General features: G+C 67.2%; 24 protein-coding genes and 1 riboswitch. Of the genes, 6 read left to right on the top strand and 18 right to left on the bottom strand.

The genetic code is table 11. From position 1 onward, the window contains the following. Positions 1-58: 58 nt before the first annotated feature. The 3 genes from CFB41_RS19150 to CFB41_RS19140 are packed head-to-tail and all read right to left on the bottom strand — an operon-like array spanning position 59 to position 1,812. The gene (locus CFB41_RS19150; RefSeq protein WP_089443427.1) at positions 59-244 is read right to left on the bottom strand and encodes a DUF1289 domain-containing protein; all 186 of its coding nucleotides are present in this window, start codon (positions 242-244) and stop codon (positions 59-61) included. Between the two features lie 2 nt (positions 245-246). Further along, entirely contained in the window at positions 247-1,524 is a 1,278-nt protein-coding gene (gene dmeF, locus CFB41_RS19145; RefSeq protein WP_089457521.1) for a CDF family Co(II)/Ni(II) efflux transporter DmeF, read from the bottom strand. A gap of 12 nt (positions 1,525-1,536) precedes the next feature. Then, positions 1,537-1,812 carry a metal/formaldehyde-sensitive transcriptional repressor gene (locus CFB41_RS19140; protein WP_089443429.1) on the bottom strand — a complete coding sequence of 92 codons (276 nt, stop codon included), beginning with the start codon at positions 1,810-1,812 and terminating at the stop codon, positions 1,537-1,539. Between the two features lie 119 nt (positions 1,813-1,931). After that, positions 1,932-2,099, top strand: a riboswitch (yybP-ykoY riboswitch). Between the two features lie 81 nt (positions 2,100-2,180). Between CFB41_RS19140 and CFB41_RS19135 the strand changes: the two genes are divergently transcribed. Next, positions 2,181-3,191 carry a sodium:calcium antiporter gene (locus CFB41_RS19135; RefSeq protein WP_089443430.1) on the top strand — a complete coding sequence of 337 codons (1,011 nt, stop codon included), beginning with the start codon at positions 2,181-2,183 and terminating at the stop codon, positions 3,189-3,191. A gap of 81 nt (positions 3,192-3,272) precedes the next feature. On the opposite strand, the gene arsH is transcribed toward CFB41_RS19135, so the two are convergent. The 10 genes from arsH to CFB41_RS19085 form a co-directional block, all read right to left on the bottom strand. Then, complete coding sequence (gene arsH, locus CFB41_RS19130) at positions 3,273-3,995, bottom strand: arsenical resistance protein ArsH (RefSeq protein WP_089457520.1); 723 nt, start codon at positions 3,993-3,995, stop codon at positions 3,273-3,275. After that, positions 3,988-4,410, bottom strand: a complete 423-nt coding sequence (arsC, locus tag CFB41_RS19125; protein ID WP_089457519.1) for an arsenate reductase (glutaredoxin) — start codon at positions 4,408-4,410, stop codon at positions 3,988-3,990. The genes arsH and arsC overlap by 8 nt, the downstream gene beginning before the upstream one ends. A 20-nt stretch (positions 4,411-4,430) precedes the next feature. Beyond that, complete coding sequence (gene arsB / locus CFB41_RS19120; RefSeq protein WP_089457518.1) at positions 4,431-5,501, bottom strand: ACR3 family arsenite efflux transporter; 1,071 nt, start codon at positions 5,499-5,501, stop codon at positions 4,431-4,433. After that, a complete protein-coding gene (locus CFB41_RS19115) occupies positions 5,498-5,830 on the bottom strand; it encodes a helix-turn-helix transcriptional regulator (protein WP_089443434.1) in 333 nt (110 codons plus the stop codon). Before CFB41_RS19115 ends, arsB begins: the two co-directional genes overlap by 4 nt. Positions 5,831-6,021: 191 nt before the next feature. After that, positions 6,022-6,393 carry a copper-binding protein gene (locus CFB41_RS19110; RefSeq protein ID WP_089457517.1) on the bottom strand — a complete coding sequence of 124 codons (372 nt, stop codon included), beginning with the start codon at positions 6,391-6,393 and terminating at the stop codon, positions 6,022-6,024. Further along, a complete protein-coding gene (locus tag CFB41_RS19105; RefSeq protein WP_089457516.1) occupies positions 6,390-9,596 on the bottom strand; it encodes an efflux RND transporter permease subunit in 3,207 nt (1,068 codons plus the stop codon). Before CFB41_RS19105 ends, CFB41_RS19110 begins: the two co-directional genes overlap by 4 nt. Continuing rightward, complete coding sequence (locus tag CFB41_RS19100; RefSeq protein ID WP_089457515.1) at positions 9,593-11,122, bottom strand: efflux RND transporter periplasmic adaptor subunit; 1,530 nt, start codon at positions 11,120-11,122, stop codon at positions 9,593-9,595. Before CFB41_RS19100 ends, CFB41_RS19105 begins: the two co-directional genes overlap by 4 nt. Positions 11,123-11,133: 11 nt before the next feature. Further along, positions 11,134-12,426, bottom strand: a complete 1,293-nt coding sequence (locus CFB41_RS19095) for a TolC family protein (protein WP_089457514.1) — start codon at positions 12,424-12,426, stop codon at positions 11,134-11,136. A 92-nt stretch (positions 12,427-12,518) separates the two neighbouring features. Continuing rightward, positions 12,519-12,902 carry a hypothetical protein gene (locus tag CFB41_RS19090; protein ID WP_089457513.1) on the bottom strand — a complete coding sequence of 128 codons (384 nt, stop codon included), beginning with the start codon at positions 12,900-12,902 and terminating at the stop codon, positions 12,519-12,521. Positions 12,903-12,989: 87 nt separating this feature from the next. Then, positions 12,990-13,622, bottom strand: a complete 633-nt coding sequence (locus CFB41_RS19085) for a glutathione S-transferase C-terminal domain-containing protein (protein ID WP_089457512.1) — start codon at positions 13,620-13,622, stop codon at positions 12,990-12,992. Positions 13,623-13,758: 136 nt separating this feature from the next. On the opposite strand from CFB41_RS19085, the gene CFB41_RS19080 reads away from it, so the two are divergent. From CFB41_RS19080 to CFB41_RS19065, 4 genes are all read left to right on the top strand, one after another. Continuing rightward, entirely contained in the window at positions 13,759-14,151 is a 393-nt protein-coding gene (locus tag CFB41_RS19080; protein ID WP_089457511.1) for a helix-turn-helix domain-containing protein, read from the top strand. 31 nt (positions 14,152-14,182) lie between these two features. Beyond that, positions 14,183-14,551 carry a hypothetical protein gene (locus CFB41_RS19075; protein ID WP_089457510.1) on the top strand — a complete coding sequence of 123 codons (369 nt, stop codon included), beginning with the start codon at positions 14,183-14,185 and terminating at the stop codon, positions 14,549-14,551. Positions 14,552-14,608: 57 nt separating this feature from the next. Further along, a complete protein-coding gene (locus CFB41_RS19070; RefSeq protein ID WP_089457509.1) occupies positions 14,609-14,929 on the top strand; it encodes a hypothetical protein in 321 nt (106 codons plus the stop codon). A 176-nt stretch (positions 14,930-15,105) separates the two neighbouring features. Beyond that, positions 15,106-16,491: an MFS transporter gene (locus CFB41_RS19065; RefSeq protein ID WP_089457508.1), complete on the top strand. Its 1,386-nt coding sequence runs from the start codon at positions 15,106-15,108 to the stop codon at positions 16,489-16,491. Positions 16,492-16,568: 77 nt separating this feature from the next. Here the strand turns inward: CFB41_RS19065 and CFB41_RS19060 are convergent, their stop codons facing one another. The 4 genes from CFB41_RS19060 to CFB41_RS19045 form a co-directional block, all read right to left on the bottom strand. After that, positions 16,569-17,645, bottom strand: a complete 1,077-nt coding sequence (locus CFB41_RS19060) for a C45 family peptidase (protein WP_089457507.1) — start codon at positions 17,643-17,645, stop codon at positions 16,569-16,571. 116 nt (positions 17,646-17,761) lie between these two features. Next, entirely contained in the window at positions 17,762-19,330 is a 1,569-nt protein-coding gene (locus CFB41_RS19055; RefSeq protein WP_089457506.1) for a DUF3138 family protein, read from the bottom strand. A 99-nt stretch (positions 19,331-19,429) separates the two neighbouring features. Continuing rightward, complete coding sequence (locus CFB41_RS19050) at positions 19,430-20,545, bottom strand: polyamine ABC transporter substrate-binding protein (RefSeq protein ID WP_089457505.1); 1,116 nt, start codon at positions 20,543-20,545, stop codon at positions 19,430-19,432. A 216-nt stretch (positions 20,546-20,761) separates the two neighbouring features. After that, on the bottom strand, positions 20,762-22,495 hold the full coding sequence (locus CFB41_RS19045; RefSeq protein ID WP_089457504.1) for an amidohydrolase: 1,734 nt from the start codon (positions 22,493-22,495) through the stop codon (positions 20,762-20,764). A gap of 238 nt (positions 22,496-22,733) precedes the next feature. On the opposite strand from CFB41_RS19045, the gene CFB41_RS19040 reads away from it, so the two are divergent. Continuing rightward, on the top strand, positions 22,734-23,564 hold the full coding sequence (locus tag CFB41_RS19040) for a helix-turn-helix transcriptional regulator (RefSeq protein ID WP_089457503.1): 831 nt from the start codon (positions 22,734-22,736) through the stop codon (positions 23,562-23,564). Positions 23,565-23,583: 19 nt separating this feature from the next. On the opposite strand, the gene CFB41_RS19035 is transcribed toward CFB41_RS19040, so the two are convergent. Continuing rightward, on the bottom strand, positions 23,584-24,504 hold the full coding sequence (locus CFB41_RS19035; RefSeq protein WP_089457502.1) for a LysR family transcriptional regulator: 921 nt from the start codon (positions 24,502-24,504) through the stop codon (positions 23,584-23,586). Positions 24,505-24,637 lie beyond the last annotated feature (133 nt).

Genomic DNA, 24,637 nt, shown 5'->3' with positions numbered 1-24,637 from the left:
GGTGATACTACTGCAGGCCGGTGACACGGCCGCGCATGCCGGCCGCCACGCGAGCATGCTATTCCCCCGTGTCGCGCCGGATCTTCGCTTGCCGGCGCACGCGGTCGTTCAGTATCTGGTGCCGACGGTGATCGGTCAGCTTCTTCCAGTCACGTGCCTCGTCGCGCGTCCGCAGGCAGCCCGTGCAGAATCCGGTGCGGCCGTCGAACGCGCACAGCTCGACGCACGGCGATTTCACGGCCACGGTCAGGCTGCCGTTGCCGGCGTCATCACTTCGACGGTCACGTGCGACACGCCGCCGAAGCCTTCGACCAGCGCATGGTAGAAGCGCGCGTCGCGCGCCGCATCGACGGTCTCGACCGATACGATCGCGCTCATGTGGCCGGGGCCGACACGCCACACGTGAAGATCGTTGACCTTGTCGCCAAACGCCTCGATCGCCTGACGCACGCGCTCCGCCAGCTTGCGATCGACATTGACATCGAGCAGGATGCCGCCCGTATCGCGCATCAGCCCGTACGACCAGTTCGCGATGACGAGCGCGCCGACGATGCCCGCGACGGGGTCCATCCAGACCCAGCCGAAAGCGCGCGCGAGCAGCAACCCGATAATGGCCAGCACCGATACCGCGGCATCGGCGATCACGTGAACGTAGGCCGACCGGATGTTGTGATCGCGGGCCGAGGCAGCGTGCGCGCCTTCATGATGATCGTGTTCGACGAACGTCAGCGGGTGCGCGTGACCGTCCAGCGTCACGATCGCATCGAACGCATGGGGCTCGGGAATGGTCTCCCGCGATTCCAGGAAGCCGTTGCGCGCCACCATCGTGAAATGCTGTCGCGACTGGTCGGGACGGACGGTCGTGATCGATGCCGACACCCCGTCGACGCTCGACTCGCCGGTGGCAGGCGCGATCCGGAACACCGGCGGCACACCGTCCTCGAACACCGATACGTCGAACACGCCGGCTGTCGAGAACACCCGCATGGCCTCATCCGCGTGATCGTCGTGCGCGTGGCCGTGGCCATGCCCATGATGGTGGCCGTGATCGTGCCCGTGAGGCCCGCCGCTCAGCAGCCACACGCTCGCCAGGTTGACCGCGAGACCGAGCACCGCGATCGGAATCGCCTCGCCAAAATGGATCGGCACCGGCGCCAGCAACCGCGCAACCGCCTCGTAGGCGATCAGGATCGCGATCATCGCGAGCACGATCGCGCTCGTGAACCCGGCCAGGTCACCCAGCTTGCCGGTGCCGAACACGAAGCGCGGATCGTCGGCATGCTTGCGTGCATAGGTATAGGCCAGCGCGGCGATCAGCATCGCGCCAGCGTGCGTCGACATGTGCAGCCCGTCGGCGACGAGCGCCAGCGACCCGAACAGCGTGCCGCCGACGATCTCCGCCACCATCATCGCCGCGCACAGGCCGATCACCATCCATGTCCGCCGCTCGTTCTGCTCGTGCGCGGCGCCCAGGAAGATATGGTCGTGCCCCGCGCCGAACGCGTCATTCGTGAAATTGCTCATGCTCCACCCCGGTTACTTGAAATAGCTGTGCACCACGTCGATCAGCTGCTCGGTCGCGCTGCCTTCGTGCTCGTCCGGCCCATGTGCATCGACCATGTGCTCGCGAATGTGGTCTTCCAGCACGACGGCCAGCAGCCCATTCATCGCACCGCGGCAACTCGTGATCAATTGCAGCACCTCGTTGCAGCCGCGCTCGTCCCCGAGCGCGCGCTCGATCGCCTCGACCTGGCCCTTGATACGGCGCACGCGGTTCAGCAGCTTCTGTTTTTCACGAATGGTATGGCTCATCGGTGAGAGACTCCTGGATAGGGAGGGGGAGTATATCTCCGGAAGGCATCCCCTATAGGGGAGAGGGGTATATTTTTTGAGATGAAGGCTTGTCGAAAGCAATCCTCCCGGCTAGACTGCCCTTCGTCTTTGGGGAGTAGCCTGCTTTCCGTCCCCGGAAAGCGATCGTGTCAACACACTCGGCCTGCGGCCGTGGCACGATCAGCCTGATTGGCCTGGCGAGACCATGGGTGCATCGCGTCGTTCCTGGTCGGACGTCGGCGGATGCGCCATGGTTCGTCAGCGTCCGACCACGGAGTCCCCATGTTCCTCACCGCCCTCTTCCCGCGTTTCGCCGCCGTCCGCGCGCATGCCTGCGGAGGTGCCGCATGACTTTCATGTTTGTCGAGCTGGCGTTCATGCTGGTCGTCATCCTCGTCGCCGCCGAAGTCTTCACCAATGCGCTCGAGCATCTCGGCGAGCGCCTGAAGATTTCCGAAGGCGTCACCGGTTCGCTGTTCGCCGCCGTCGGCACCGCGTTGCCCGAAACGATGGTGCCGCTGCTCGCGCTCGCCGGCGGCACCGCGAACCAGGCCGTGAACGAGGAGATCGGCGTCGGCGCGATTCTCGGCGCGCCGCTGATGCTCGCGACGCTCACCACCTTCCTGATGACGCTCGCCGTGATCCGCTCGCGCGGGCTGCGCGGCACGATCGCGCCCGAACGCACGGGCTTCGTGCGCGACATGAACTACTTTCTCGCCGCGTTCTCGCTGGCCACCGCCGCGATGTTCGTCCCGCATCACAACGGGGCCGTGCGTGCGTTGCTCGCGGCGATGCTGGTCGGCATCTACGTGATGTATGTCGTGATGACGTTCCGGGCATCGAACCAGCTCGTCGATGCCGGGCACGGCACCGAGGCGCCGCACATGATGTTCCTGTCGCGCCTCGGCGTGCCGACCAACCTCGCGACGATCGCACTGCAACTGCTCCTCGGCGTCGCGCTGCTGGTCGGCGGGGCGAAGGGCTTCATTCACGGCGTGGAAGGCGTGTCGCACGCGCTGGGCGTATCGGCGCTGCTGTTGTCGCTGATCATCGTGCCGATCGCGACGGAACTGCCGGAGAAGGTCAACAGCGTGCTGTGGATCCGCCGCAGGAAGGACACGCTCGCGTTCGGCAACATCACCGGCGCGATGGTGTTCCAGGGCACGCTGCTGCCGGCGATCGGCATCATGCTGACACCGTGGGAGCCGCGCCCCGAGGTACTGACCGGCGTGATCATCACGCTCGCGGCGGCGGCATGGCTGCGCGTCAATGCGCGAGCGCGCGGGCTCGCGATCTGGGCGTTGCTCGCGAACGGCGCGGGGTATGCGGGGTATCTGTTCCTGACGCTGGCGCGTTGATCCGGCTCAACGGACACGCCGGGCACGACCCTGCTGCCCGGCGCGAACGACGCATCGTCGCGGCGCTCGCCGGAAAGCGGTTCAGAGGCGCGCCTGGTTCACACGCTGCGACAGTTGCTCGGCGCTTTCCTTGCGCTCGCTGTACCGGTCAGTCAGGTACGCGCCGACGTCGCGCGTCAGCAGCGTGAATTTGACCAGTTCCTCCATGACGTCGACGACCCGGTCGAAATACGCGGACGGCTTCATCCGGTCGTCGTCGCCGAATTCCATGAACGCCTTCGCGACGGACGACTGGTTCGGGATGGTCAGCATGCGCATCCAGCGGCCGAGCACGCGCATCTGGTTGACCGCATTGAACGACTGCGATCCGCCGCTGACCTGCATGACCGCCAGCGTCTTGCCTTGCGTCGGCCGCACCGCGCCCACCGACAGCGGAATCCAGTCGATCTGCGCTTTCATCACGCCGGTCATCGCGCCGTGCCGCTCGGGGGAGCACCACACCATGCCCTCCGACCATTGCACGAGCTCGCGCAACTCGGCCACCTTCGGGTGGTCGTCGGGCGCATCGTCAGGCAGCGGCAAGCCGGCCGGATTGAAGATCCTGGCTTCGGCGCCCATCGCCGCCAGCAACCGCGCCGCCTCCTCGACCAGCAACCGGCTGAACGAGCGCGTGCGCAACGACCCGTAGAGCAACACGATTCGAGGCGGATGCGTCGACGGCCGCGCGGGTTGCAGCCGGCTCGCGTCCGGCACGCGAAACAGCGTGGCATCGAGTTGCGGCAGATCGTTCAGTCGGTCAGACACGCTTGCCCTCCGCGTCGATCACGATTTCGCCGTCCTCCTTCGCAAACGGCCCCTTCTGCGGATCGGGCAGGATGTCGAGCACCTGCTCGGACGGACGGCACAGCCGCGTGCCGAGCGGCGTCACGACGATCGGGCGATTGATCAGGATCGGGTGAGCGACCATGAAGCCGATCAGGTCGTCGTCGCTCCACTTCGGATTGTCGAGATCGAGCGCTTCATACGGAGTCCCCTTGCGGCGCAGCACGTCGCGCACGGGCACGCCCATCGCCGCGATCAGCGCGCGCAGCGCTGCCTGGCTCGGCGGCGCTTCGAGGTAAAGCACGACGCGCGGCTCGACGCCCGAGTTGCGAATCATCGCCAGCGTGTTGCGCGACGTGCCGCAATCGGGGTTGTGATAGATCGTGATGTCGGTCATTTACGGATTCCTGAATGGTTTCATGCGCACTCGTACCAGCCCTTCGAACGGTTGACGACACGCACGACGAGCAGCATCACCGGCACTTCGATGAGCACGCCGACGACGGTCGCGAGCGCGGCGCCCGAGTGGAAGCCGAACAGGCTGATCGCGGCGGCCACGGCCAGCTCGAAGAAATTGGACGCACCGATCAACGCCGACGGACACGCGATGCTGTGTTTCTCGCCGACGAGACGATTGAGCCCATAGGCGAGCGCTGCGTTGAAGAACACCTGGATCAGGATCGGCACCGCGAGCAGCGCGATCACCAGCGGCTGCTTCAGGATCGCCTCGCCCTGGAATGCGAACAGCAGCACCAGCGTGGCCAGCAACGCGGCGATGGACCACGGGCCGATCTTCGCCATCGCGCGGTCGAACGCCGTCGGCCCCTTCGCGAGCAACAGCCGGCGCCACACTTGCGCGAGGATCACCGGGATGACGATGTAGAGCACGACCGACGTGAGCAGCGTCGCCCACGGCACCGTGATCGCGGACATTCCCAGCAACAGGCCGACCAGCGGCGCGAACGCGATCACCATGATGCTGTCGTTCAGCGCGACCTGCGACAGCGTGAACAGCGGATCGCCGCCCGTCAGCCGGCTCCACACGAACACCATCGCCGTGCACGGCGCGGCGGCCAGCAGGATCAGGCCGGCGATATAGCTGTCGATCTGGTCGGCAGGCAGCATCGGCGCGAATAGCTGCCGGATGAACAGCCAGCCGAGCAATGCCATCGAAAACGGCTTGACGAGCCAGTTCACGACGAGCGTCACGCCGATCCCCCGCACATGCTGCCGAACCTCATGCAATGCGCCGAAATCGACCTTGACCAGCATCGGCACGATCATCACCCAGATCAGCACCCCGACGGGCAGGTTGACCTGCGCGTATTCCATGCGGCCGATGTGCTGAAAGAGCCCGGGCAGCGCCTGGCCCAGCGCGATGCCGAGCACGATGCACAGCGCCACCCACACGCTCAGGTAGCGCTCGAAGAAGCCGATGGCGGGCGGGGCCGCCACGGCTGGCGACCGTACAACGTTCGAACCGGTCATGCGTCGCCTCCGCAACAGTCGGGGGCAGCCGGCACGCCGCAGGCCGCGCCGGCGCAGCAGTTCTCGGTGAGGAACCCGATGAGCCCGCTCATCGATTCGAAATTCGCCGCGTAATAGACGAACCGGCCATCCTGACGCGCGGTGACCAGGTCGGCGTGCGACAGATCCTTCAGATGAAACGACAGGCTCGATGGCGACAGCCCGATCTGCTGGGCGATTGCGCCAGCCGGCAGCCCTTCGGGCCCGGCCACGACCAGCGCGCGAAAGATGGCGAGGCGCGCTTCATGAGCAAGCGCGCCCAGCGCGCGCACGACGAGATTGGAGTCCATGGCGCGAAGGATAGCGGCTTCATTTCGATATTTCAAGTATTGTTGAAATGATGGTGCCGATCCCGTGCATGGCCACTCCCCAACTCTTCGCGCACCGTCAAACCCGGCCGCACGCGCGGCTTCCGGCCCGACGCGCATGGCAGTGCAGCCGCCCGTCTCACGGACAGGCGACGCACCGGCATGCGCTCAGGTCAGGACGCCTTCACCAGCTTGACGATCGTCAGCGTGCCGTCGACCTTCTCGATCCGCACCTTGACCTTGTCGCCCGCATGGGCGTGCTCGAGCATCGCCGCGTCCTTCGCCTTGAACGCCATCGTCATCGGCGGCATCCCGACGTTCTCGAGCGCGCCGTGCTTCAGCGTGATCTTGCCGGTCGCGGCATCGACCTTCTTCACTTCGGCGTCGGTCAGCGCGGCATTCGATTCGGCCATGCCGCCCGACGACATCTTCATGCCGGACATGTCCATGCCGGCCATGTCGCCGGCCGCAAAGGCGGGGGTGACGAACGTGCCGGCAGCAAGCACGGCGGCAGCAGCAACGGTGACGGTAATCAACTTCTTCATCGGGATTCTCCGGTTGGGATGGATGGCACGTTCGTGCCGTGAGGAACTGCTTCGGAATGCCACGCATGGCCCGCGCTTCGCGCACGACGGCGCTGCAGCAGGAGCCAGGCGGCGGGAATGACGAACATCGACAGCAGCGGCGCGGTGACCATGCCGCCGACCATCGGCGCGGCGATGCGCTGCATGACTTCGGAACCGGCACCGTGCCCGACCATGATCGGCACGAGGCCGGCGAGCACGACCGCCACCGTCATCGCCTTGGGCCGCACGCGCAGCACCGCGCCTTCGCGGATCGCGTCGAGCAGCAGCGCATCGGTGAGTGGTTCGCCGGCGTCGAGCCGGCGCTGCAGCGCGCCCTTCAGGTACAGCAGCATCACGACGCCGAATTCGGCGGCCACGCCCGCGAGCGCGATGAAGCCCACCGACGTCGCGACCGACACCGCGTGGCCGAGCGCCCACACGAGCCAGAAGCCGCCGACCAGCGCGAACGGCACCGTCGACATCAGCAGCAGCGCATCGGCCGCCGAGCCGAACGTGAGGAACAGCAGCACTAAGATCACCACGAGCGTCACCGGCACGACGGTGCGCAGCTTGGCCGCCGCGCGTTCGAGATACTCGAACTGCCCCGACCACGCGATCGAATAGCCGGGCGGCAACGCGACCTGCCGCGCGACGGCTTGCTGCATCGTGCGGACGGCGGTGCTCAGGTCGACGCCGCGGAGGTCGACGTACACGTAGCCGGACAGTCGGGCGTTCTCGCTGCGGATCATCGGCGGGCCATCGGCGATCGCGATGCGTGCGACGTCGCCCAGGCGGATCTGCGCGCCGCGCGCGGTGACGACCGGAAGCTGCCGCAGGTTCTCGACCGAATCGCGCACCTCACGCGGGTAGCGGAGGTTGATCGGAAAGCGCTCGCGCCCCGCGATCACTTCGCCGACGTCGTCGCCGCCGACCGCCGTCGACACGACCGACTGGAGGTCGGCCACCGACAGCCCGTAGCGCGCGGCCGCGAGCCGGTCGATGTCGACGTCGATATAGCGGCCGCCGTTCAGCCGTTCCGCGAGCGCGGACGTCACGCCCGGCACGGGCTTCACGGCCGCCTCGACCTGCTTCGCGATCGCGTCGATGCCGGCCAGGTCCGGCCCGGAAATCTTCACGCCGACCGGTGTCTTGATCCCGGTGGACAGCATGTCGAGCCGGTTGCGGATCGGCGGCACCCACACGTTCGACAGCCCCGGCACCTTCACCGTGCGATCGAGTTCGTCGACGAGCTTCTCCGGCGTCATGCCGGGCCGCCAGGCGCTGCGCGGCTTGAAGCGGATCGTCGTCTCGAACATCTCGAGCGGCGCGGGATCGGTCGCGGTATCGGCGCGGCCCGATTTGCCGAACACCGTGTCGACCTCGGGCACGCTCTTGATCAGCCGGTCGGTCTGCTGCAACAGCTCGCTCGCCTTGTCGGCGGAGATGCCGGGCAGCGCGGTCGGCATGTACAGCAGGTCGCCTTCGTCGAGCGGCGGCATGAATTCGCCGCCGAGCCGCGACAGCGGCACGGCCGTCAGCACGAGCGCGACGACCGCGATGCCGATCGCGACCCACGGGCGCCTGAGCGTCGCTTCGAGCAGCGGCCGGTACGCGCGGATCAGCACGCGGTTGATCGGGTTCGCGTGCTCGTGCGGAATGCGGCCGCGCACGAGATAGCCCATCAGCACCGGCACCAGCGTCACCGACAGGCCGGCGGCCGCGGCGATCGTGTAGGTCTTCGTGAACGCCAGCGGCGCGAACAGCTTGCCTTCCTGCCCTTCCAGCGAAAACACCGGGATGAACGACAGCGTGATGATCAGCAGCGAGAAGAACAGTGCGGGCCCGACCTCCGCGGCCGACGTCGCGACGAGCTCCCATCGTCTGGCCGGCGTGATCGGCTCGCCGGGATGCGCGTGGTCGTACGCTTCGAGATGCTTGTGCGCGTTCTCGATCATCACGATCGCCGCGTCGATCATCGCGCCGATCGCGATCGCGATCCCGCCGAGCGACATCAGGTTCGCGTTCACGCCCTGATAGCGCATCACGATGAATGCGGCCAGCACGCCGAGCGGCAGCGAAAGGATCGCGACGAACGCGCTGCGCAGGTGGAACAGGAACACCGCGCAGACGATGCCGACGATCGCGAACTCCTCGATCAGCTTGTCCTTCAGGTTGCCCACCGCGCGCGCGATCAGCTGCGAGCGATCGTAGGTCGTGACGATCTCGACGCCGGGCGGCAGCGAACGCTTCAGGTCGGCGAGCTTCGCCTTCACCGCGTCGATCGTGGTCAGCGCGTTCTTGCCGGAGCGCATCACGACGACGCCGCCCGTCGCCTCACCCTGCCCGTTCAGCTCCGCGATCCCGCGCCGCATCGCCGGGCCGACCTGGATGCGCGCGACGTCACCGAGCAGCACCGGCGTGCCGGCGTCGTTCGTGCGCAGCACCACGTGCCGGAAATCGTCGAGCGTGCGCAGGTAGCCGGTCGAGCGCACCATGTACTCCGACTCGGCCAGCTCGACGACCGAACCGCCGGACGCCTGGTTCGCGTTGCCGAGCGCGCTCGCGACTTCCGCCTGCGTGATGCCGTATGCGCGCAGCTTGTCGGGACCGAGCACGACCTGGTACTGCTGAACCATGCCGCCGATGCTCGCGACTTCCGACACATCGGGCACCGCCTTCAGCTCGAACTTCAGGAACCAGTCGTTGAGCGCGCGCAGTTGCCCGAGATCGTGACGGCCCGTGCGATCGACGAGCGCATACTCGTACACCCAGCCGACACCGGTCGCATCCGGCCCGAGCGACACCGTCGCGCCGGCAGGCAGACGGCTCTGCACCTGGCTCAGGTATTCGAGCACGCGCGAACGCGCCCAATACGGATCGGTGCGGTCGTCGAATAGCACGTAGACGAACGCGTCGCCGAACGACGAATACGCGCGGACGGTCTTCGCGCCGGGCACGCCGAGCAGCGTGGTCGTCAATGGATAGGTCACCTGATCCTCGACGATCTGCGGCGCCTTGCCCGGATACGACGCCTTCACGATCACCTGCGTGTCCGACAGGTCGGGCAATGCATCGAGCGGCGTCTGCCGCAGCGAATGAACACCCCATGCGGCAATCAGCACGGTGGCGAGCAGCACGAGGAAGCGGTTGTGGACGGACCAGCGAATGACGTGCGCGATCATCGTTCGCCTCCCTGCGGTTCGACCTTCGTCAGCCGGTAACCGTCGTCGCCCTGCGTGAACGCGAAGCGCACCGTCTGGCCCGGCTTCACGTCCGGGAACGCGGTGGCCGACGGCTTGCCGAACGCCATCGTCATCGCGCCCCAGCCGAGCGCCGGAACGGGCTGATGCGAGAACGTGATGTCGTCGGCCGTGACCTGTTCGACCTTGCCGGTGGTTTCGTAAACCGGTGCCGCCGCTGTCGGCACCGACGCGGGCATCGCGCCTGCCCCGCTCGCGCCGGTGCCGCTTTCCAGCCGTGGCAGCACGCTTTTCAGGCTCGCCTCGGAATCGATCAGGAACTGCCCCGATGCGACGACCGTGTCGCCCTCTTTCAGCCCGCCAAGCACTTCGGTGTCGCTGCCGACGTCGTTGCCCGTCGTCACCGTCACCGGCCGGAGCCGGCCGTCGCCGTTCTTCACGATGACGATCGAGCGTTTGCCGGTCGCGATCACCGCTTCGGACGGCACGAGCAGGCGCGATACGGTCTGCCGCGCGGTGACCCGCACGCGCATCAGCATGCCGGGCGTGAGCTTCAGCGCGGCGTTGTCGATCTCGACGCGCGCCTGCAGCGTGCGGCTGCTCGTGCTGATGCCGGGCAGCACTTCGCGGATGCGTCCGGTGAAGTGCTGCGCCGGGTCGCCCGCGAACGTCGCGTCGACCGCCATCCCCGGCTCCACGTTCAGTGCGAGCGCTTCCGGCACCTCGACGATGAGCCACAGCGTCGACAGCCCGGCGATCTTCGCGAGCGTCTGACCGGGCGCGACCATCGCGCCGTCCCGCACGTTCAGCTCGCTGACGACGCCGGTTTCCGGTGCGGTCAGCACGACATGCGTCTGCGCGCGGCCGGTGCGATCGAGGCTCGCGATCATGCCGTCGGGAATCGACAGCGCCCGCATCCGTGCACGCGATGCATCGAGCAGGCTGGCGTCCATCCCGCCGCGCTTGAGCGCGAGGTATTCCTCCTGCGGCGCGAGCCAGTCGGGCACGAACAGCGATGCCACCGGTGCGCCCTTCGCGATACGCTGCATCGGTGCGCGCGCATGGAGACGGTCGATGTAGCCGGTCACGCGCGACTGGACGACGTCCGCGCGCGATTCGTCGAACTGCGTGGTGCCCACCGCATCGAATCCGGCCGCCGTCTGTTGCCGGCGCACGGTCGCATAGCGGATGCCGAGGTTCTGCTGCAGGCCGGGATCGATCCGGATGCCGGACGCGCCGCCGCCTTCGTCCGCGTAGACGGGCTGCAGCTGCATGTCCATGAAGGGCGACTTGCCCGGTTTGTCGAAGTGCTGGTTCGGCACCATCGGGTCGTGCCAGTACAGCACCTGGCGTCCGCTCGTCGAACCGGGCTGGCCGTTCGAGGCCGACGCGGCGGCGTCAGTCGCGGCACTTGCCGCATGGCGTGCGCCCACGAAATAGCCCGTGCCGAGCAGCGCGGCGCCGGCGAACGCCAGCACGGCCGCGCGGGCCCATGTTTGCTTCGTCATGTCGTTCTCCCTTATTGCGCGGCGGCCAGCGTCGACGGCACGACCTGGTATTCGAGCTGCGCCCAGACCTGCGACACCTCGCGCCGGAGATCGAGCACCCGCAATTGCGCCTCCAGTTGCGCGCGGCGCGCGGCGAACGTATCGGCGAGCGAGCCCGTGCCGGCGCGGTAGGCCGCGTTCGCCAGTTGCACGCGCTGGTCGGCGGCGGGCAGCAATGCGTCGCCGAGATTCGCGATGCGCGCACGACCGCTCGCGAGCGTCGCGGACTGCGTGCGGATATCGGCCTGCACCTGGCGCAGCGTGTCCTCGTACATCAGGCGCGCCTTCGTCGCGAGCGCGGCCTTTTCGGCGACGTCGCGGTTCTGGCGGTTCTTGCGATTGAGCGGCAGCGGGATCGACACGCCGACGGACACCATGTTCGAATACGCGCCGCCACGCTGCTGGTACGCGACTTCCCAGGTCCAGTTCGGGCTGCGTTCGCTGTCCGCGACGGCCGTATCGGCCTCGGCCACCGCGATATCGTCGGCGGCGGTAATCAGCGCCGGTTGCGACAGTCGCAGTTCGTCCGGCGGCAGCGACGACACGAACGACTCCGGCGCGGGCGGCGTGCCCGCAACGTCGTCGACCGGCACGGCGGTCCAGCGCGACAGCGCGATGAGCGCGGTCTGGTAGACCTGCCGCGCTTTCAGCAGTTGATCCTGCGTCTGCGCGAGCATCGCCCGCGCCTGGACGACATCGGCCGCACTCGCCTTCGCGCCGCGATACGACGCCTTCGTCGCTTCAAGCTCATGGTTCATGTGATCGAACAGCGCCTGCTGCAGCGCGAGCGCCTGCTTCGCGTAGACGGCGTTCAGCCAGGCCGTCGCGGTTTGCTGGCGCACGCTCGCGAGCTGCGCGAGATAGCCGGCGCGCTCGCGTCCGACCTGCTCGTTGGCGAGCGCCGAGCGCAGGCGCCGCTTGTCGCCGGACACCCACTCCTGCTCGATGCCGATGCGGCGCATCGTCATGAAGTCCTGGCCGACGGTGAAGCGCTGGCCGCCATTGACCGGCAGGTTGTCGATGCCGGCCTTGAGCATCGGGTCGGGCAGCTGGCCGGCCTTCACGGCCGCCTCCGCGCTCGCGCGCACCGACGCCTGCGCGGCCTGCATCGAAGCGGAATGATCGGTGGCGGACTGCAGCGCGGCGTCCAGCGTGACAGGCGATGGCTGCGCGTGAACGGCGCCCGCCACCAGCAGCGCCGCCCAAAGCATGGGCGCGCGCCGACGCGCACGCCGCGCAAGCGGCATGCCGGGATGGAATGACATGGTTGAACCCCAACGGCGGAACCCCATAGGGATTCCACGTCCTGATACAGGACGAACCTCACCGCGAATGCGGCGGACCTATCGGATCGGGATCAGCTGATGCGTGGAGGGCGCCACAATCCGTTCGGATCGCGGACCGGGAGGATTTGCGCGTAGTGGAACGCGACGGTGCTGGCGTAGGCAGCGGGACGACTGACTTCGGCGCGAGCGGCCGGATGATAGAGACTGCCGAACTGGCATTGCGCCGTCAGCTTGCAGGCCGTGCCCTTCGCTTTCGCGTGGGCCTTGTCGACGGAAGACGACTGCATCGAATCGCAGCCCGGCATGTCCGCGGACATGCCGGCGTCCATGTCCATCGACATCGACATGTCCTGCTGCATCATCGGACATTCCCCGGCCAGGCCGCTGGCTGCCAGCCCGCTGATGGGCAGCACCGCGCAGAGCAGCAGCAAGATGACGGTCCGGAGGAATTTCATGGCGGGGATTATAGCGCGCGGATTTGCTGTGCGGCGGCGCGTCGATGAAGCGTAACGACGCGCCGACTCCGCGACCGCCGTCGCCTGCTACCGCGCCAGCCCGTCGGCCTCCAGCACCGCCTGCACCGCCGGCCGCGCCCGCACCCGCTCGTACCACGCACGCAGATGCGCATACCGGGTCAGGTCGATATCGGCGTGGTACACCGACCGCAGCCATTCCGCCTTGCCCCAGCCGGTCAATGCGAACAGGTAGGCATCGGCGAGCGTGAACGTGTCGCCCATCAAGAACGGATTGCCGTCGAGCTGGCGATCGATCCAGGCAAAGCGGCTGTCGAGCTTCGCTCTCGCCGGGTCGACGTATTTGCCCGCCTGCACCGCGTACAGCAGCGGGATGAAGCCTTTGTGGATCTCAGTGCCGAGGAAGTTGAGCCACTCCATCAGCCGATAGCGTGCAAGCGTGCCGTACGCGGGCGCGAGCCCCGCATCCGGACACAGATCCGCAAGATACTGCGCGATCACCGGCCCTTCGCGCAGCCGCGTGCCGTCGTCGAGTTCGAGCAGCGGCACGTAGCCGAGTTCGGTCACATCGTAGTAATTGCGCCCGTCTTCAATGACATGCTTGCGCGCGTCGACCTTGATGATTTCCGCGTCGATGCCGCCTTCGCGCAGCACGATGCAGATCGCCTGGGAACAGCTTCCGGGAGCGTGATAGAGCTTCATGCGTGTCCTTCGTGGGTTGTCCATGTATCGATTCGCCGCGACGCGGGCGCTAATATCTCGCATCGGCGCAGGGCTGAGAAGACGGCAGTCGTTTGTGCCGTAGTCACAAAAAATTTACCGACCAGGATTCGGCACGATGAAAACGAGTGCGACAGGATGTTCCGTTGAAGAAGCGATGCGCCTGCTCGGCGGCCGCTGGCGGCTGCTGCTGGTGTCGTATCTGCTCGACGGGCCGCGGCGCTTCAGCGACCTGCGGCGCGACATGCCCGGCATCTCGCAGCGCATGCTGACGCTCGACCTGCGCGCGCTCGAAGACGCCGGGCTCGTGCGGCGCACCGTCTATCCGGAAGTGCCGGTGCGGGTCGAGTACGATCTGACCGCCGACGGCGACCGGCTGCGGCCCGTCGTCGAAGTCATGCGCGAATTCGGCCTGTGGCTGAAGGCACGCGATGCCGATGCGTCGTGCGATATCGGCGCCGCGCCCGATGCGGCCGCCGCGATCGAAACAGCACACCATTCCACCCAATAACCCCGACTCCCCTACGCAGGAACCCACACTCATGGAACTTCACGCCACCATCGGCGCGGCGACGTCCGATCTCGACGACGACGAAAGCTTCGCCAACATCTACTGTCACGACGCCGAGCAGGACTATTGCTTCGCGCTGTCGCGCTTTCCGGACGACGCGCTGATCGAAGTGATGGTGCGCGACCAGGTCAACGCGCGCGTCAAGGATCTGTCGGTGCGCCTGACGGACGACACGATCGACATCGAGCTCGAACCCGCCCTCGCCGCGCGGCTCGACGGCCAGACGCGCTACGTGATCCATCTCGCGCCCGGCCAATACGATCCGGTCACGCTGCGCGCCGCGTTGAAGGAGATCTTCGTCGGCAAGAGCGGCTTTCGGGACGACAGCACGCGCGGCTGACGTGTCGTCACGCCAATCGAAGCGCCACGACGGTAGCCCGGCTCGAGGTCCACATACATGAAGATGCTGCTCATCCTGGCGTTGACGGTTGCGATCGTGCTTTGGCTTCGTTCGCGCTACTTACGATTCACGGCGCCCGTGCGCAGGGACAGGGACGCGAAAGGAGCCCTGATGCGCCAGGTTTTGCTCGACCGCGCCGATTACATCGGCAAGCCCGCGCAGCGCCTGATCGCAACGCTGGGCGAAACGAAATCGCAGAGCCTGGACCATGGCGTGGTCATTTATACGTGGCGGGCCAATCAGCTATGTATCGACGCATCCATACGAAACGATGTGTGTGAATACCTGGATGAACGTCAGTGCAGCAAGCACGACTAGGGCACCGTATCCACACCATCATTCCCACATATTGAGCGGATCACGTCCCATTATTAGGGATGCCTGCCCAGATGTTGACGCACGTCGTTCCACGGCTCTAACGTTCGCCCCAATGCCATTCGATTCGGCCGCCCCGCTCGCGGGCGACGGCCGGGCACAGAACACAGGAGACAACCGTGGCCCAATCCGCGTCGCGTACCCACGCCCACCCACCGGAACAACCGCCCGCGCGCGCCGACATCGCATCCGATTCCGCCGCCCGCACAGCCGCGGCGCAGGCCACACCAGCCAGCCGCAAGCGGCTGCTGATCCTCGCGTTGCTGTTCGTCACGGTCGTCATCAACTATCTCGACCGCAGTAACCTGTCGATTGCCGCGCCCGCGCTGTTCAAGGAACTGAACATCGATCCGGTACGCGCGGGCCTCGTGTTCTCCGCGTTCGGCTGGACCTACGCGCTGATGCAGGTCCCGGGCGGCTGGCTCGTCGACAAGGTGTCGCCGCGCGTGCTGTATGCGGGTGCGCTCGCGCTGTGGTCGGCCGCGACGTTGCTGCTCGGCTTCGCGGGCTCGTTCGTCGGGCTGATCGTGCTGCGCCTGGCGGTGGGCGCGCTCGAAGCACCGGCTTATCCGATCAACAACCGTGTCGTAACGACCTGGTTCCCGACCCGCGAACGTGCAAGCGCGATCGGCGGCTACACGTCGGGCCAGTTCGTCGGCCTCGCGTTCCTCACGCCGGTGCTCGCGTGGCTGCAGGTGCATCTCGGCTGGCACATGGTATTCGTCGCGACCGGCCTCGCGGGCATCGTGTGGGCCGCGATCTGGTATGCGGTGTATCGCGAGCCGCGCGCGTTTCTTGGCGTCAACGCGGCCGAGATCGCGCTGATCCGCGACGGCGGCGGGCTCGTCGATCTCGAGGACCGCGTCGCGGCGCGCACCGAACGCGCGCCGTCGACGTGGCGCGACCTCGGCGTCGTACTCGGCCGGCGCAAGCTGTGGGGCATCTATCTCGGCCAGTTCGCGCTGAACTCGACGCTGTGGTTCTTCCTCACGTGGTTCCCGACCTACCTCGTCAAGTATCGCGGGATGGACTTCATCAAGTCCGGCTTCCTCGCGTCGCTGCCGTTCCTCGCCGCGTTCGTCGGCGTGCTGTGCTCGGGCGTGCTGTCGGACTGGCTGATGCGCCGCGGCGCATCGCAGGGCTTCGCGCGCAAGCTGCCGATCATCTCGGGCCTGCTGATCTCGACCTGCATCATCGGCGCGAACTACGTGACGTCGACCGGCTGGGTGATCGCGTTCATGACGATCGCATTCTTCGGCAACGGCTTCGCGTCGATCACGTGGTCGCTCGTGTCGGGGCTCGCGCCCGCGCGGCTGCTCGGCCTCACCGGCGGTGTGTTCAACCTGATCGGCAACCTGTCCGCGATCGCGACGCCGATCGTGATCGGGCTGCTGGTCGACGGCGCCGACTTCTCGCGCGCGATCACCTACATCGCCGCGATGGCGCTCGCCGGCAGCCTGTCGTATGGGCTGCTGGTCGGCAAGGTCGAGCGCATCGACGCGTAAACGTCACGCGGGCGGCACGCTCGTGCCGCCCGACCTTACCGCTACCGCTGACCACGCGTCGTGCGTCGTGCGTCACATCAGAACCGCTGAGCCCCATCGCGTGCGAGGTCGTGCGGATTGCCTGCCACATAGTCGAGCGCGCATGCATCGGTGTCGATGCCGACGGTCAGCAGCGTTTCCCAGCGCTCGGTGTCGGGCATCGACAGGTCCGGATGGAAACACACGACGGCCTGATCGCCGGCCGCCCCGCACATGGCCGCCGCGCGCTCGCGCACATCGGCGCTCGTCATCCCGTTCACGACATCATTCAGGTGCGCGAAGCGCTCGCGCGTGGTCGAGCTGTCGGGCATGCACTCGCCGCCGCTCAACGCGCAATCGAGGAAGTGGTTCGTATGCAGCAGCCAGCCGTCCGGACGCGGCACCACCACGCCGACACCCGACGGGCTCAGCTCGATGCTCGCCGCACGCGGGTTCGCGTCGTGCCGCGTGAACACGGTCAGCACCGTCGACGCGCTCACGCGCGCGGTGCGCGCGATGTCGATCGCCTCCTGCACCGTCGTCGCGTCTTCGAGCAGGCGCCGCGCGATCGCATGCACGGGCACGCCGGCGCTGTCGTTGTCGCTCGCGTGATGCAGGATGTTGAAGTGCAGCCCGAGCCCCGCGCTGTTCACACCGAGCTTCGCCAGCATCCCGAATTCGGAGAACAGCTTGACGGTGCGGCCGTGCGGCGTCGTGATCTGCATCAGCAGCCCCTGCGGCGCGAGGCTGTCGTGCCAGTCCCACGTCTGCAGCGTGCGCGGCGCATACGGGCCGGCCGGTGCGTAGACGGTCGTCGAGCACTCGCCCTCGGCCGATGCGGGTGCGGTGGCGAGAATCTCGGTGCGTGCGTTCAGGCACGCGAGCTGCCAGCGCGGCAGGTCGACGCCGTCGGCGATCGCCTCGACTTCGGCGGCGAGGCGCGGGCACCATGCACCGAGCGTGGCAAGGCTCGCTTCGCCGATCTCCCGGGCGCGCTGCGGCGCGATGCCGAGCTTCGGGAAGAACGCGAGATACAGCGCGACCGTCTCGCGGATCGCCGGCGCGAAGCGCTCGCCGATCAGGCGGCCGCGCTCGCGCGGATCGGTGATGTCGGTCACGAAGGTGTGCAGCTTCAAGGTCAAATCTCCTGGGTTGAATGCGTGCCGGGCCTGCGCGGCCCGGAACGTGATGCATCGCGCAGCCGCCCGACCGGCACGCACGCCGGCCGGAACGGCGAGCACGGTCAGAATGGTCAGAACGAGTAGATGAACTGCATCCCGGCCAGGTCGTTGCTGCGCGCGTACGTGCCGTTGCTCTTCAGGAACACCGGATGGTTCGCCGCGTCGTGGCGGTATTCGAGCTTCACGGTGATCTGCTGCGTCGGATAGAACAGCAGGTCGGCCGTGATCGCATAACGCTGCGCGCCCTTGCACTCGGTGCCGTTCGTCGACGAACCCCGGAAGCACGCTGGATCGATGCCGAAGCCGCTCGACCCGTTCACCGACGGATTGCCGCCCGCGAGCCCGTACTGGATGTTCGTGCCGCCGCCACCGTTCGACGTGTTGTTCAGGTAGTCGAAGCGCAGCGTCGCGCCCATGCGGCCGACCCACGACGTCGTCCACTTCGTATGGCCGAGCAGCGACATCCCGTACCAGCGCGCGGTGCCGCCGTTCCATGCGCCCTTCTGCAGTTCGCCGTAGTCCACCTGCGCGTTGACCTGCGTCTTGTCGTGCGTATAGGTCACGTCGGCTTCCACGTACTTGTAGAGGCCGGTCGGCGACGAACCGTTGCACTGGTAGCCGTAGCCGCCCGCCTGCGCGCACGGCGAGAACAGCGACTGCCGGCCGAGCATCCCGGAAATGCCGAAGTCGAAGGCGGTCGACGTCGCGTTGTCGAAGCGCGCGGTGATCGTCGGCGTCCAGTTGGTCTTCGTCGTGTTGTTCGCTGCGTTGGCGATCGCGCCCGCCGTGCGCAGCACCTCGTTGCCGATCACGACCTGCCAGAAGCGCGTCATCGCCGCGTTGGAGCCCTTCAGCCCGATGCCGATCAGGTTGCCCGGCTCGCTGAAGTCGTACAGCAGCCCGTGCGTGAGCGTCAGCATCTGGTTCGACGGCTGCACCTCGTAGCCGGCGAGGCTCGGCATCATCCCGATCTCGAACGTGCGCGTCGTGCTGAGCGGCACGGTGACCACCGCCTGCGTGATGATGTTGTTGCCGACGCCGCCGTGCGCGTTGCTGAACACGTTGCCGAAGCCGCGGTTCGGCTGGATCACGATTTCCGCCGCCGGCGCCATCGGGCCGACGCCGAAGGTCTTCTTGATGTCGAGGTAGACGTCGCCGATCGTGCTGTTGAAGTAGTCGTACGCGCCCGGGTCATGATTCAGGAACTGGAAGCCGGACGTGTGCTGCGCGCGGTTGAACAGGTACACGGGATCGACGTAGCCGGTGATGCTCAGGCCCGCGAGCGGGCCGGTGGTCGCCGCTTCCTGCAGCGAGTCGACCTTCAGCGACGCGTTCGCGATCTGCTCGCGCATCTGCTGCAGGTCGTCGTTCGTGAACGCCGACGCCGCATCGGCGGCTGCCGCCGTGTTGATCGTGCCGATCTGCGTGCCGCCCGGGGCGGCATTGGCCGTCGTTGCCGCGCCGGCCGGCTTCGCCGCCAGCATGCTCGCGCGCAGCGCGTTCACCTGCTGCTGCAGCGCGGTGACCTGCGCCTGCAGCGCCTTCATCCGGCTCGCGTCGGTCGCCTGCGGCGTATGCGCGAATGCCGAGGCGGCTTCGAACGCCAGCAGGCACAGCGCCGTCATGTGTGTGATTTTCATGGTGTGGGTGGTCGTCGGGACGCGCGCGCCCCCGCCCGCCGCGATGAGCGGCGGGGCGCGCGAAAGGTATGCGGGAGTTGGGGAGAAGCGGCGGCCGGCTTACTCGGTCTTCAGCTTCGTCCAGAGACGGTTCTGCAGACGCATCAGCTCAGGCGGAACCGGCTTGCTGAGGCTCAGCTTGCGGATCACGTCGGCGGGCGGGAACACGGCCGGATCGCTCGTCACGTCGGCGCGCACCAGGTGCTTCGACGACGGCACGGCCGACGGGTACGACGTGTCGTTGGTCAGGTTCGCGCTCTCCTTCTCCGACAGCACGAAATTGACGAACTTCAGCGCGGCGTCCGGGTGCGGCGCATCCTTCGGCACCGCCATCATGTCGAACCACATCGCGCTGCCCTCGGTCGGGATCACGTACTTGATGTGATACGGCTTCTTCGCGGAAGCCGCCGCGATCCGCGCGGAATTCACGTCGCCCGACCAGCCGAGCGCGAGGCAGATGTCGCCGCCCGCGAGGTCGTTGATGTAGCTGCTCGAATTGAACTGCGTGATGTACGGCCGCACCGTCTTCAGCAGCTCGTATGCGGCCTGGTAGTCGGCCGGGTTCGTCGTGTTCGGATCCTTCTTCAGGTACACGAACGCCATCCCGAACGCGTCGACCGGCGAATCGAGCACCGAGATGCCGCAGTGCTTCAGCTTCTGCGCGTACTTCGGGTCGAACAACAGCGCCCAGCTGTCGAGCGGCGCGTCGTTGCCGAGCGCGGCCTTCACCTTCTCGACGTTCATCCCGAGCCCGTCGGTGCCCCAGGTCCACGGAATGCCGAACTGGTTGCCCGGATCGTCCTTCGCGAGCACCTTCATGATTTCCGGATCGAGCAGCCCGTAGTTCGGCACCTGGCTCTTGTCGATCTTGCGGTAGAGGCCGGCCTGCAGCTGCCGCGCCCAGAAGATGTCGGACGGCACGACGACGTCATAGCCCGACGTGCCCGACAGCAGCTTCGCCTGCAGCGTCTCGTTCGAATCGAACTCCTGGTAGACCACCTTGATGCCAGTCGCCTTCTCGAAGTTCGCGATCGTCGCCTTGCCGATCGAGTTGCCCCAGTTGTACACGTTGACGACGTCCGCCGCGTGCGCCGCGGGTGCGCCGGCCCACAGCCCGCCGCCCAGCGCGAGCGCCGCGCATGCCGCTTTCAGATGCTTGCTCCATTCCCCTGCCATGGTTTCCTCCGTCGATATCATGATCCGCTCGCGATGAACGGTGTGTGCTTCGGTCCGGAAAAATGTAGCCAGAGGAAATTGGCCGGTCTGCCCTGCCGTTAGGGGGACACGCCGCACAATCGGGGCACCCGGTTCCGGGCGGATGCCCCGAGCGCCCCTAAGCGGAAGCGATTTGAAAGCTCTCTTCGCCGCTTCGTCACGCCAACCCAAAACCGCTCAGGATGCCTGCACGCCCGTGCGCACGCCGAAGTCCTCGCCCACGTGCGTGACGCGGCCGTCCATCATCGTCAGCGCGACGTCGATGCGGCCGATGTCGTACTGGCCGACCTCGAACAGGTCGTTCTCCAGCACGACGAGATCCGCGCGCTTGCCGGGCGTGAGCGAGCCCACCTCGTGCTCCATCCCGAGCTGGTACGCGCCGTGAATCGTGTACGCGGCGATCAGCTGCGGAATGCTCAGGCGCTCGGCGATGTCCGGGAACACCGGCGCATCGGGCTCGCCCGCGAGCTGGCGCGTATGGCCCGACTCGATGTGCTCGAGCGGCTTGTGCTGGCAGCGGCACTGGCACGCGAGGCCGTCCATGCCGATCGACACCGTCACGCCTTCGTCGAGGAACGTTCGGAACTTGTACATGTTGCTCCAGCGCTCGTGGCCGTAGTGGTCGCGCAGCTGCTCGGTGTACGCATCGACCACGCCCCACTGCAGCTGCGTGTTCGCCATTACGCCTGCGCGGCGAAAGCGCGGGATGTCGTCCGGATGCGTGAGGAATGCATGCGTGATCACGTGGCGGCGGTCGCGCGGCGGGTTCGTGCGGTTGACCGCGTCGAAGCCGTCGAGCGCCATCCGCACCGCCGCGTCGCCGACGCAATGCACCATAACGTTCGCGTTCACGCGATCGGCTTCGACCAGATAGCGGTTGAACGTGTCGGCCGGCATCGTCGGCGCGCCGCAGGTGTCGGGGCGATCCGCGTACGGCTCGAGCAGGTACGCGGTATGGTTCGCTTCCGTGCCGTCGAGGAACAGCTTCAATGCGCGCGCCTTCACGAGCGGCGAATCGTACTGCTCGCGGTACTTGACGAGCGTGCCGACCGGATCGTCGATCTCGCCGATCACCGCGACGCTGCCCACCACGCGCAGCTTCAGGTCGCCCGCGCGCTCCATCGTCTGCAGCGTCTCGTACAGCAGCGACTGGTCGCCGCTCGCGTCGAAGAAGCCCGCGTCGAATACGGTCGTCACGCCGGCCGCGCACAGCTTCTTCTGCCACGGCGGGATCGACTTCAGGTACAGGTCGATGCCGGTCGGCAGCAGGCCGGCCGCGCTGATCCGTTGCATCAGCAACGAATACGCGGCGCCGTCGACGATCAGGCCGGTCGGCTCGCCGGTCACCGCGTCCTTCTCGAACCAGCTCGCGCCTTCCTGCACCGGCGGCGTCGACGCATCGATACCGGCGATCTCCAGCGCCTTCGAGTTCACCCACATCGAATGGAAATCGGTCGACAGCAGGCACACGGGGCGATCCGCGCAGATCGCGTCGAGCGTCTCCTTGCGCAGCAGCGCCGGCGGAATCGTCGCCTGCACCCAGCCCATCCCGGTGATCGCCGGTTCGTGCGGATGCGACTCGACGTACGCGCGCAGCGCGGCGAGCACCTTCTGCGGATCCTCGTAGTTCACGAATGCCTGGAACGCGAACGCGGTCGTCTCGAAGTGCCAGTGCGATTCGACGAAGCCCGGCAGCACGAGCCGGCCGGCCGCGTCGACGACCTTCGTATCCGCGCCGACGTACGCCTGCACGGCCGCCGTGTCGCCGACGTGGACGATCCGGCCGTCACGCACGGCAACCGCCTGTGCCCACGGCTTGTGCGGATCGACGGTGTACACCTTCGCGTTGGTGAGAACGAAATCCGCCGGTGCCGAATCCTTGACGGCGGCGGGCGTCGGTTGCATCTGCATGGCCTGTCCTTTCTGTTGATCAGGTTTTCGAAGTGCTTTCACTATAGGCAGACGATTCACGGCGGTATGCCCCCCCGCCGCCGGGGCTTGGACGAATTCCGGCCGCCGCGCGCACGGTCTTGTCATCGTTTTGGGGACAACGCACGAAATTGGTCGGGTTGATTCGGTGAATTCCCGGCTGACGCGCGTATATCGTTCGCGTAACGTCGCACTGTCCCCTGACCGCCCACGCCCGACCATGCGACTTCTCCAGCCCGACCCGTCCGCCCGCGGCCACTACTTGATCGGTGTGCGCCCCGATACGCTCGGCGCGACGTTGCGCGCGGTCGGCACGCCGGATTTCGTCGGCGCGGTGACGGAGTTCGTCAACGACAGCATCGACGCCGACGCCGTGCACCTCGAACGCTGGCGCGCGGATACGGGCAGCACGTCGGGCTTCGTCGTCGAATGGATCGGCAGCGGCAGCCTGCGCTTCGCGGCCGACACGCTGCGCGTGATGGATGTCTATTACCAGGACTACTGCCAGATCGATCCGCTGGTCGCGCCGCTGCGCGGCAAGGCCGGCACGCTGCTGGTGCAGCGCCACGTGGAAGGGATCGCGCACGGCGAGTTCCGCCGCCGGATCTTCGACGAACCCGGCATCGAGCAGGAATGCATGCTCGTGCACGGCAACGCGCATCTGCAATACGCACTCGGGCTGGCGCGCACCGTCGGCCGGCCCGCGTTCACGATGGACGAGCTGTTCCACTTCCGGCAGATGGTCGACCTGCTGTTCCCGATGTTCGAGCTGCATGCGCGCAGCTGCGCGGCGCGGCGCGTGGCGTCGGGGACGGCGAACACCGCGTCGCAGGCGAGCTTCGACGCGCGCCTGGAACGGCAGGACGTGCAGCTGTCGCGCCGCGAGCACGAGATCTGCCGGCTGATGCTGTGCGGGCGCTCGGTGCCCGAGGCCGCGCAGCAACTCGACGTGAAGCTGTCGACGGCCGAGTCGTACGTGAAGCGCGCGTTCGCGAAGCTCGGCGTGCGCACGCGCCGCGAGCTGTTCGACTGGGTGCTGGTCGACTGCTGAACGCGCGGCGTGCGTGGCCCTAAGCGGCCAGCGCGGCCGCCTTGATGTTGAACGCGCGCAGCAGGTCCTCGCAGAACGCGTCGACGATCGGCTTGTCGCTCGCGCTGCGCTTCATCGCGAGATGCAGCGGCACGTCGAAGCTGAACGTCGCGCGGTCGACGGCCTTCACGAGCCCGCGCTGCTCGAACGGCTCCGCGTAGTGCGCGGGCAGGTAGCCGAGATGGCCACCTGACAGGATCAGGATCGTCGCGGCCTCGATGCTGTCCGCGCTCGCGGTCACGCGCCGCTCGGGCAGCGGATACTGCTCCTCCGGCACCGGGTAGGTGCGCCAGACCCAGTCGTGAAGCTGCAGATCGTCCGCGGTCACGGGCCGCGACGCATGGAACAGCGGATGCCCGCGCCCGCAATAGATCACCTGCTGCTCGGTGAACAGCGGCGTGTAGAGCAGCCCCGGCACGCGATGCCAGAAATAGCCGATCGCGAGATCGAGCTGGTTGTTGACGAGGCTTTCCTCCAGCTCCTGCGGCGACGCGACCTTCATCGCGAACGTGACCGCCTGGTCGCGCTTGCGGAACGCGCCGATCGCGTCGGCCACGCGTGCGTTCTCGACGAGCGGCGCCTGGCCGATCAGGCCGATCGACAGCGTGCCGACCAGCTTGCGGTCGATGTCGCGCACCCGCGCGACGAATTCGGAGGTGGCCGCGACGAGCGTGCGCGCGGTGGCCGCGAAGCGCTCGCCCTTCGACGTCAGGCGAAAGCCGCCGCGCCCGCGATCGCACAGCTTGAAGCCGACGCGCGCTTCGAGCGCCGACAGCTGCGTGCTGATGGTCGACTGCCGCACGCCGAGCGACGCCTCGGCGGCCGTGATGCCGCGTGCATCGACGACGGCCAGAAAGACCCGGATGAGCCGGAGATCGAGATCGGAAGTATTCGAGAACATGCTTCAAACCGCTGCGCGTGTGCGCGTTACCCGGCCGGCTGGCCCGACGCGCCTCGCACGCCACGCTCGCCGCCTGCGCCGATGAACCGAACCGGACGCGCGCCGCCATCGGCAGCGGCGCGCGTCGCCACCG

The organism is Burkholderia sp. AU33803, from assembly GCF_002223095.1.
Classification (GTDB): Bacteria; Pseudomonadota; Gammaproteobacteria; order Burkholderiales; family Burkholderiaceae; genus Burkholderia.
This window is presented reverse-complemented; position numbering and strand designations above follow the sequence as displayed.

Bases quoted from the DNA above. Each gene is read 5' to 3' on its own strand.
- dmeF (WP_089457521.1), bottom strand. From the start codon at position 1,524: ATGAGCAATTTCACGAATGACGCGTTCGGCGCGGGGCACGACCATATC.
- CFB41_RS19140 (WP_089443429.1), bottom strand. From the start codon at position 1,812: ATGAGCCATACCATTCGTGAAAAACAGAAGCTGCTGAACCGCGTGCGC.
- CFB41_RS19135 (WP_089443430.1), top strand. From the start codon at position 2,181: ATGACTTTCATGTTTGTCGAGCTGGCGTTCATGCTGGTCGTCATCCTC.
- arsC (WP_089457519.1), bottom strand. From the start codon at position 4,410: ATGACCGACATCACGATCTATCACAACCCCGATTGCGGCACGTCGCGC.
- arsB (WP_089457518.1), bottom strand. From the start codon at position 5,501: ATGACCGGTTCGAACGTTGTACGGTCGCCAGCCGTGGCGGCCCCGCCC.
- CFB41_RS19115 (WP_089443434.1), bottom strand. From the start codon at position 5,830: ATGGACTCCAATCTCGTCGTGCGCGCGCTGGGCGCGCTTGCTCATGAA.
- CFB41_RS19110 (WP_089457517.1), bottom strand. From the start codon at position 6,393: ATGAAGAAGTTGATTACCGTCACCGTTGCTGCTGCCGCCGTGCTTGCT.
- CFB41_RS19105 (WP_089457516.1), bottom strand. From the start codon at position 9,596: ATGATCGCGCACGTCATTCGCTGGTCCGTCCACAACCGCTTCCTCGTG.
- CFB41_RS19100 (WP_089457515.1), bottom strand. From the start codon at position 11,122: ATGACGAAGCAAACATGGGCCCGCGCGGCCGTGCTGGCGTTCGCCGGC.
- CFB41_RS19095 (WP_089457514.1), bottom strand. From the start codon at position 12,426: ATGTCATTCCATCCCGGCATGCCGCTTGCGCGGCGTGCGCGTCGGCGC.
- CFB41_RS19090 (WP_089457513.1), bottom strand. From the start codon at position 12,902: ATGAAATTCCTCCGGACCGTCATCTTGCTGCTGCTCTGCGCGGTGCTG.
- CFB41_RS19085 (WP_089457512.1), bottom strand. From the start codon at position 13,622: ATGAAGCTCTATCACGCTCCCGGAAGCTGTTCCCAGGCGATCTGCATC.
- CFB41_RS19080 (WP_089457511.1), top strand. From the start codon at position 13,759: ATGAAAACGAGTGCGACAGGATGTTCCGTTGAAGAAGCGATGCGCCTG.
- CFB41_RS19075 (WP_089457510.1), top strand. From the start codon at position 14,183: ATGGAACTTCACGCCACCATCGGCGCGGCGACGTCCGATCTCGACGAC.
- CFB41_RS19070 (WP_089457509.1), top strand. From the start codon at position 14,609: ATGAAGATGCTGCTCATCCTGGCGTTGACGGTTGCGATCGTGCTTTGG.
- CFB41_RS19055 (WP_089457506.1), bottom strand. From the start codon at position 19,330: ATGAAAATCACACACATGACGGCGCTGTGCCTGCTGGCGTTCGAAGCC.
- CFB41_RS19050 (WP_089457505.1), bottom strand. From the start codon at position 20,545: ATGGCAGGGGAATGGAGCAAGCATCTGAAAGCGGCATGCGCGGCGCTC.
- CFB41_RS19045 (WP_089457504.1), bottom strand. From the start codon at position 22,495: ATGCAGATGCAACCGACGCCCGCCGCCGTCAAGGATTCGGCACCGGCG.
- CFB41_RS19040 (WP_089457503.1), top strand. From the start codon at position 22,734: ATGCGACTTCTCCAGCCCGACCCGTCCGCCCGCGGCCACTACTTGATC.
- CFB41_RS19035 (WP_089457502.1), bottom strand. From the start codon at position 24,504: ATGTTCTCGAATACTTCCGATCTCGATCTCCGGCTCATCCGGGTCTTT.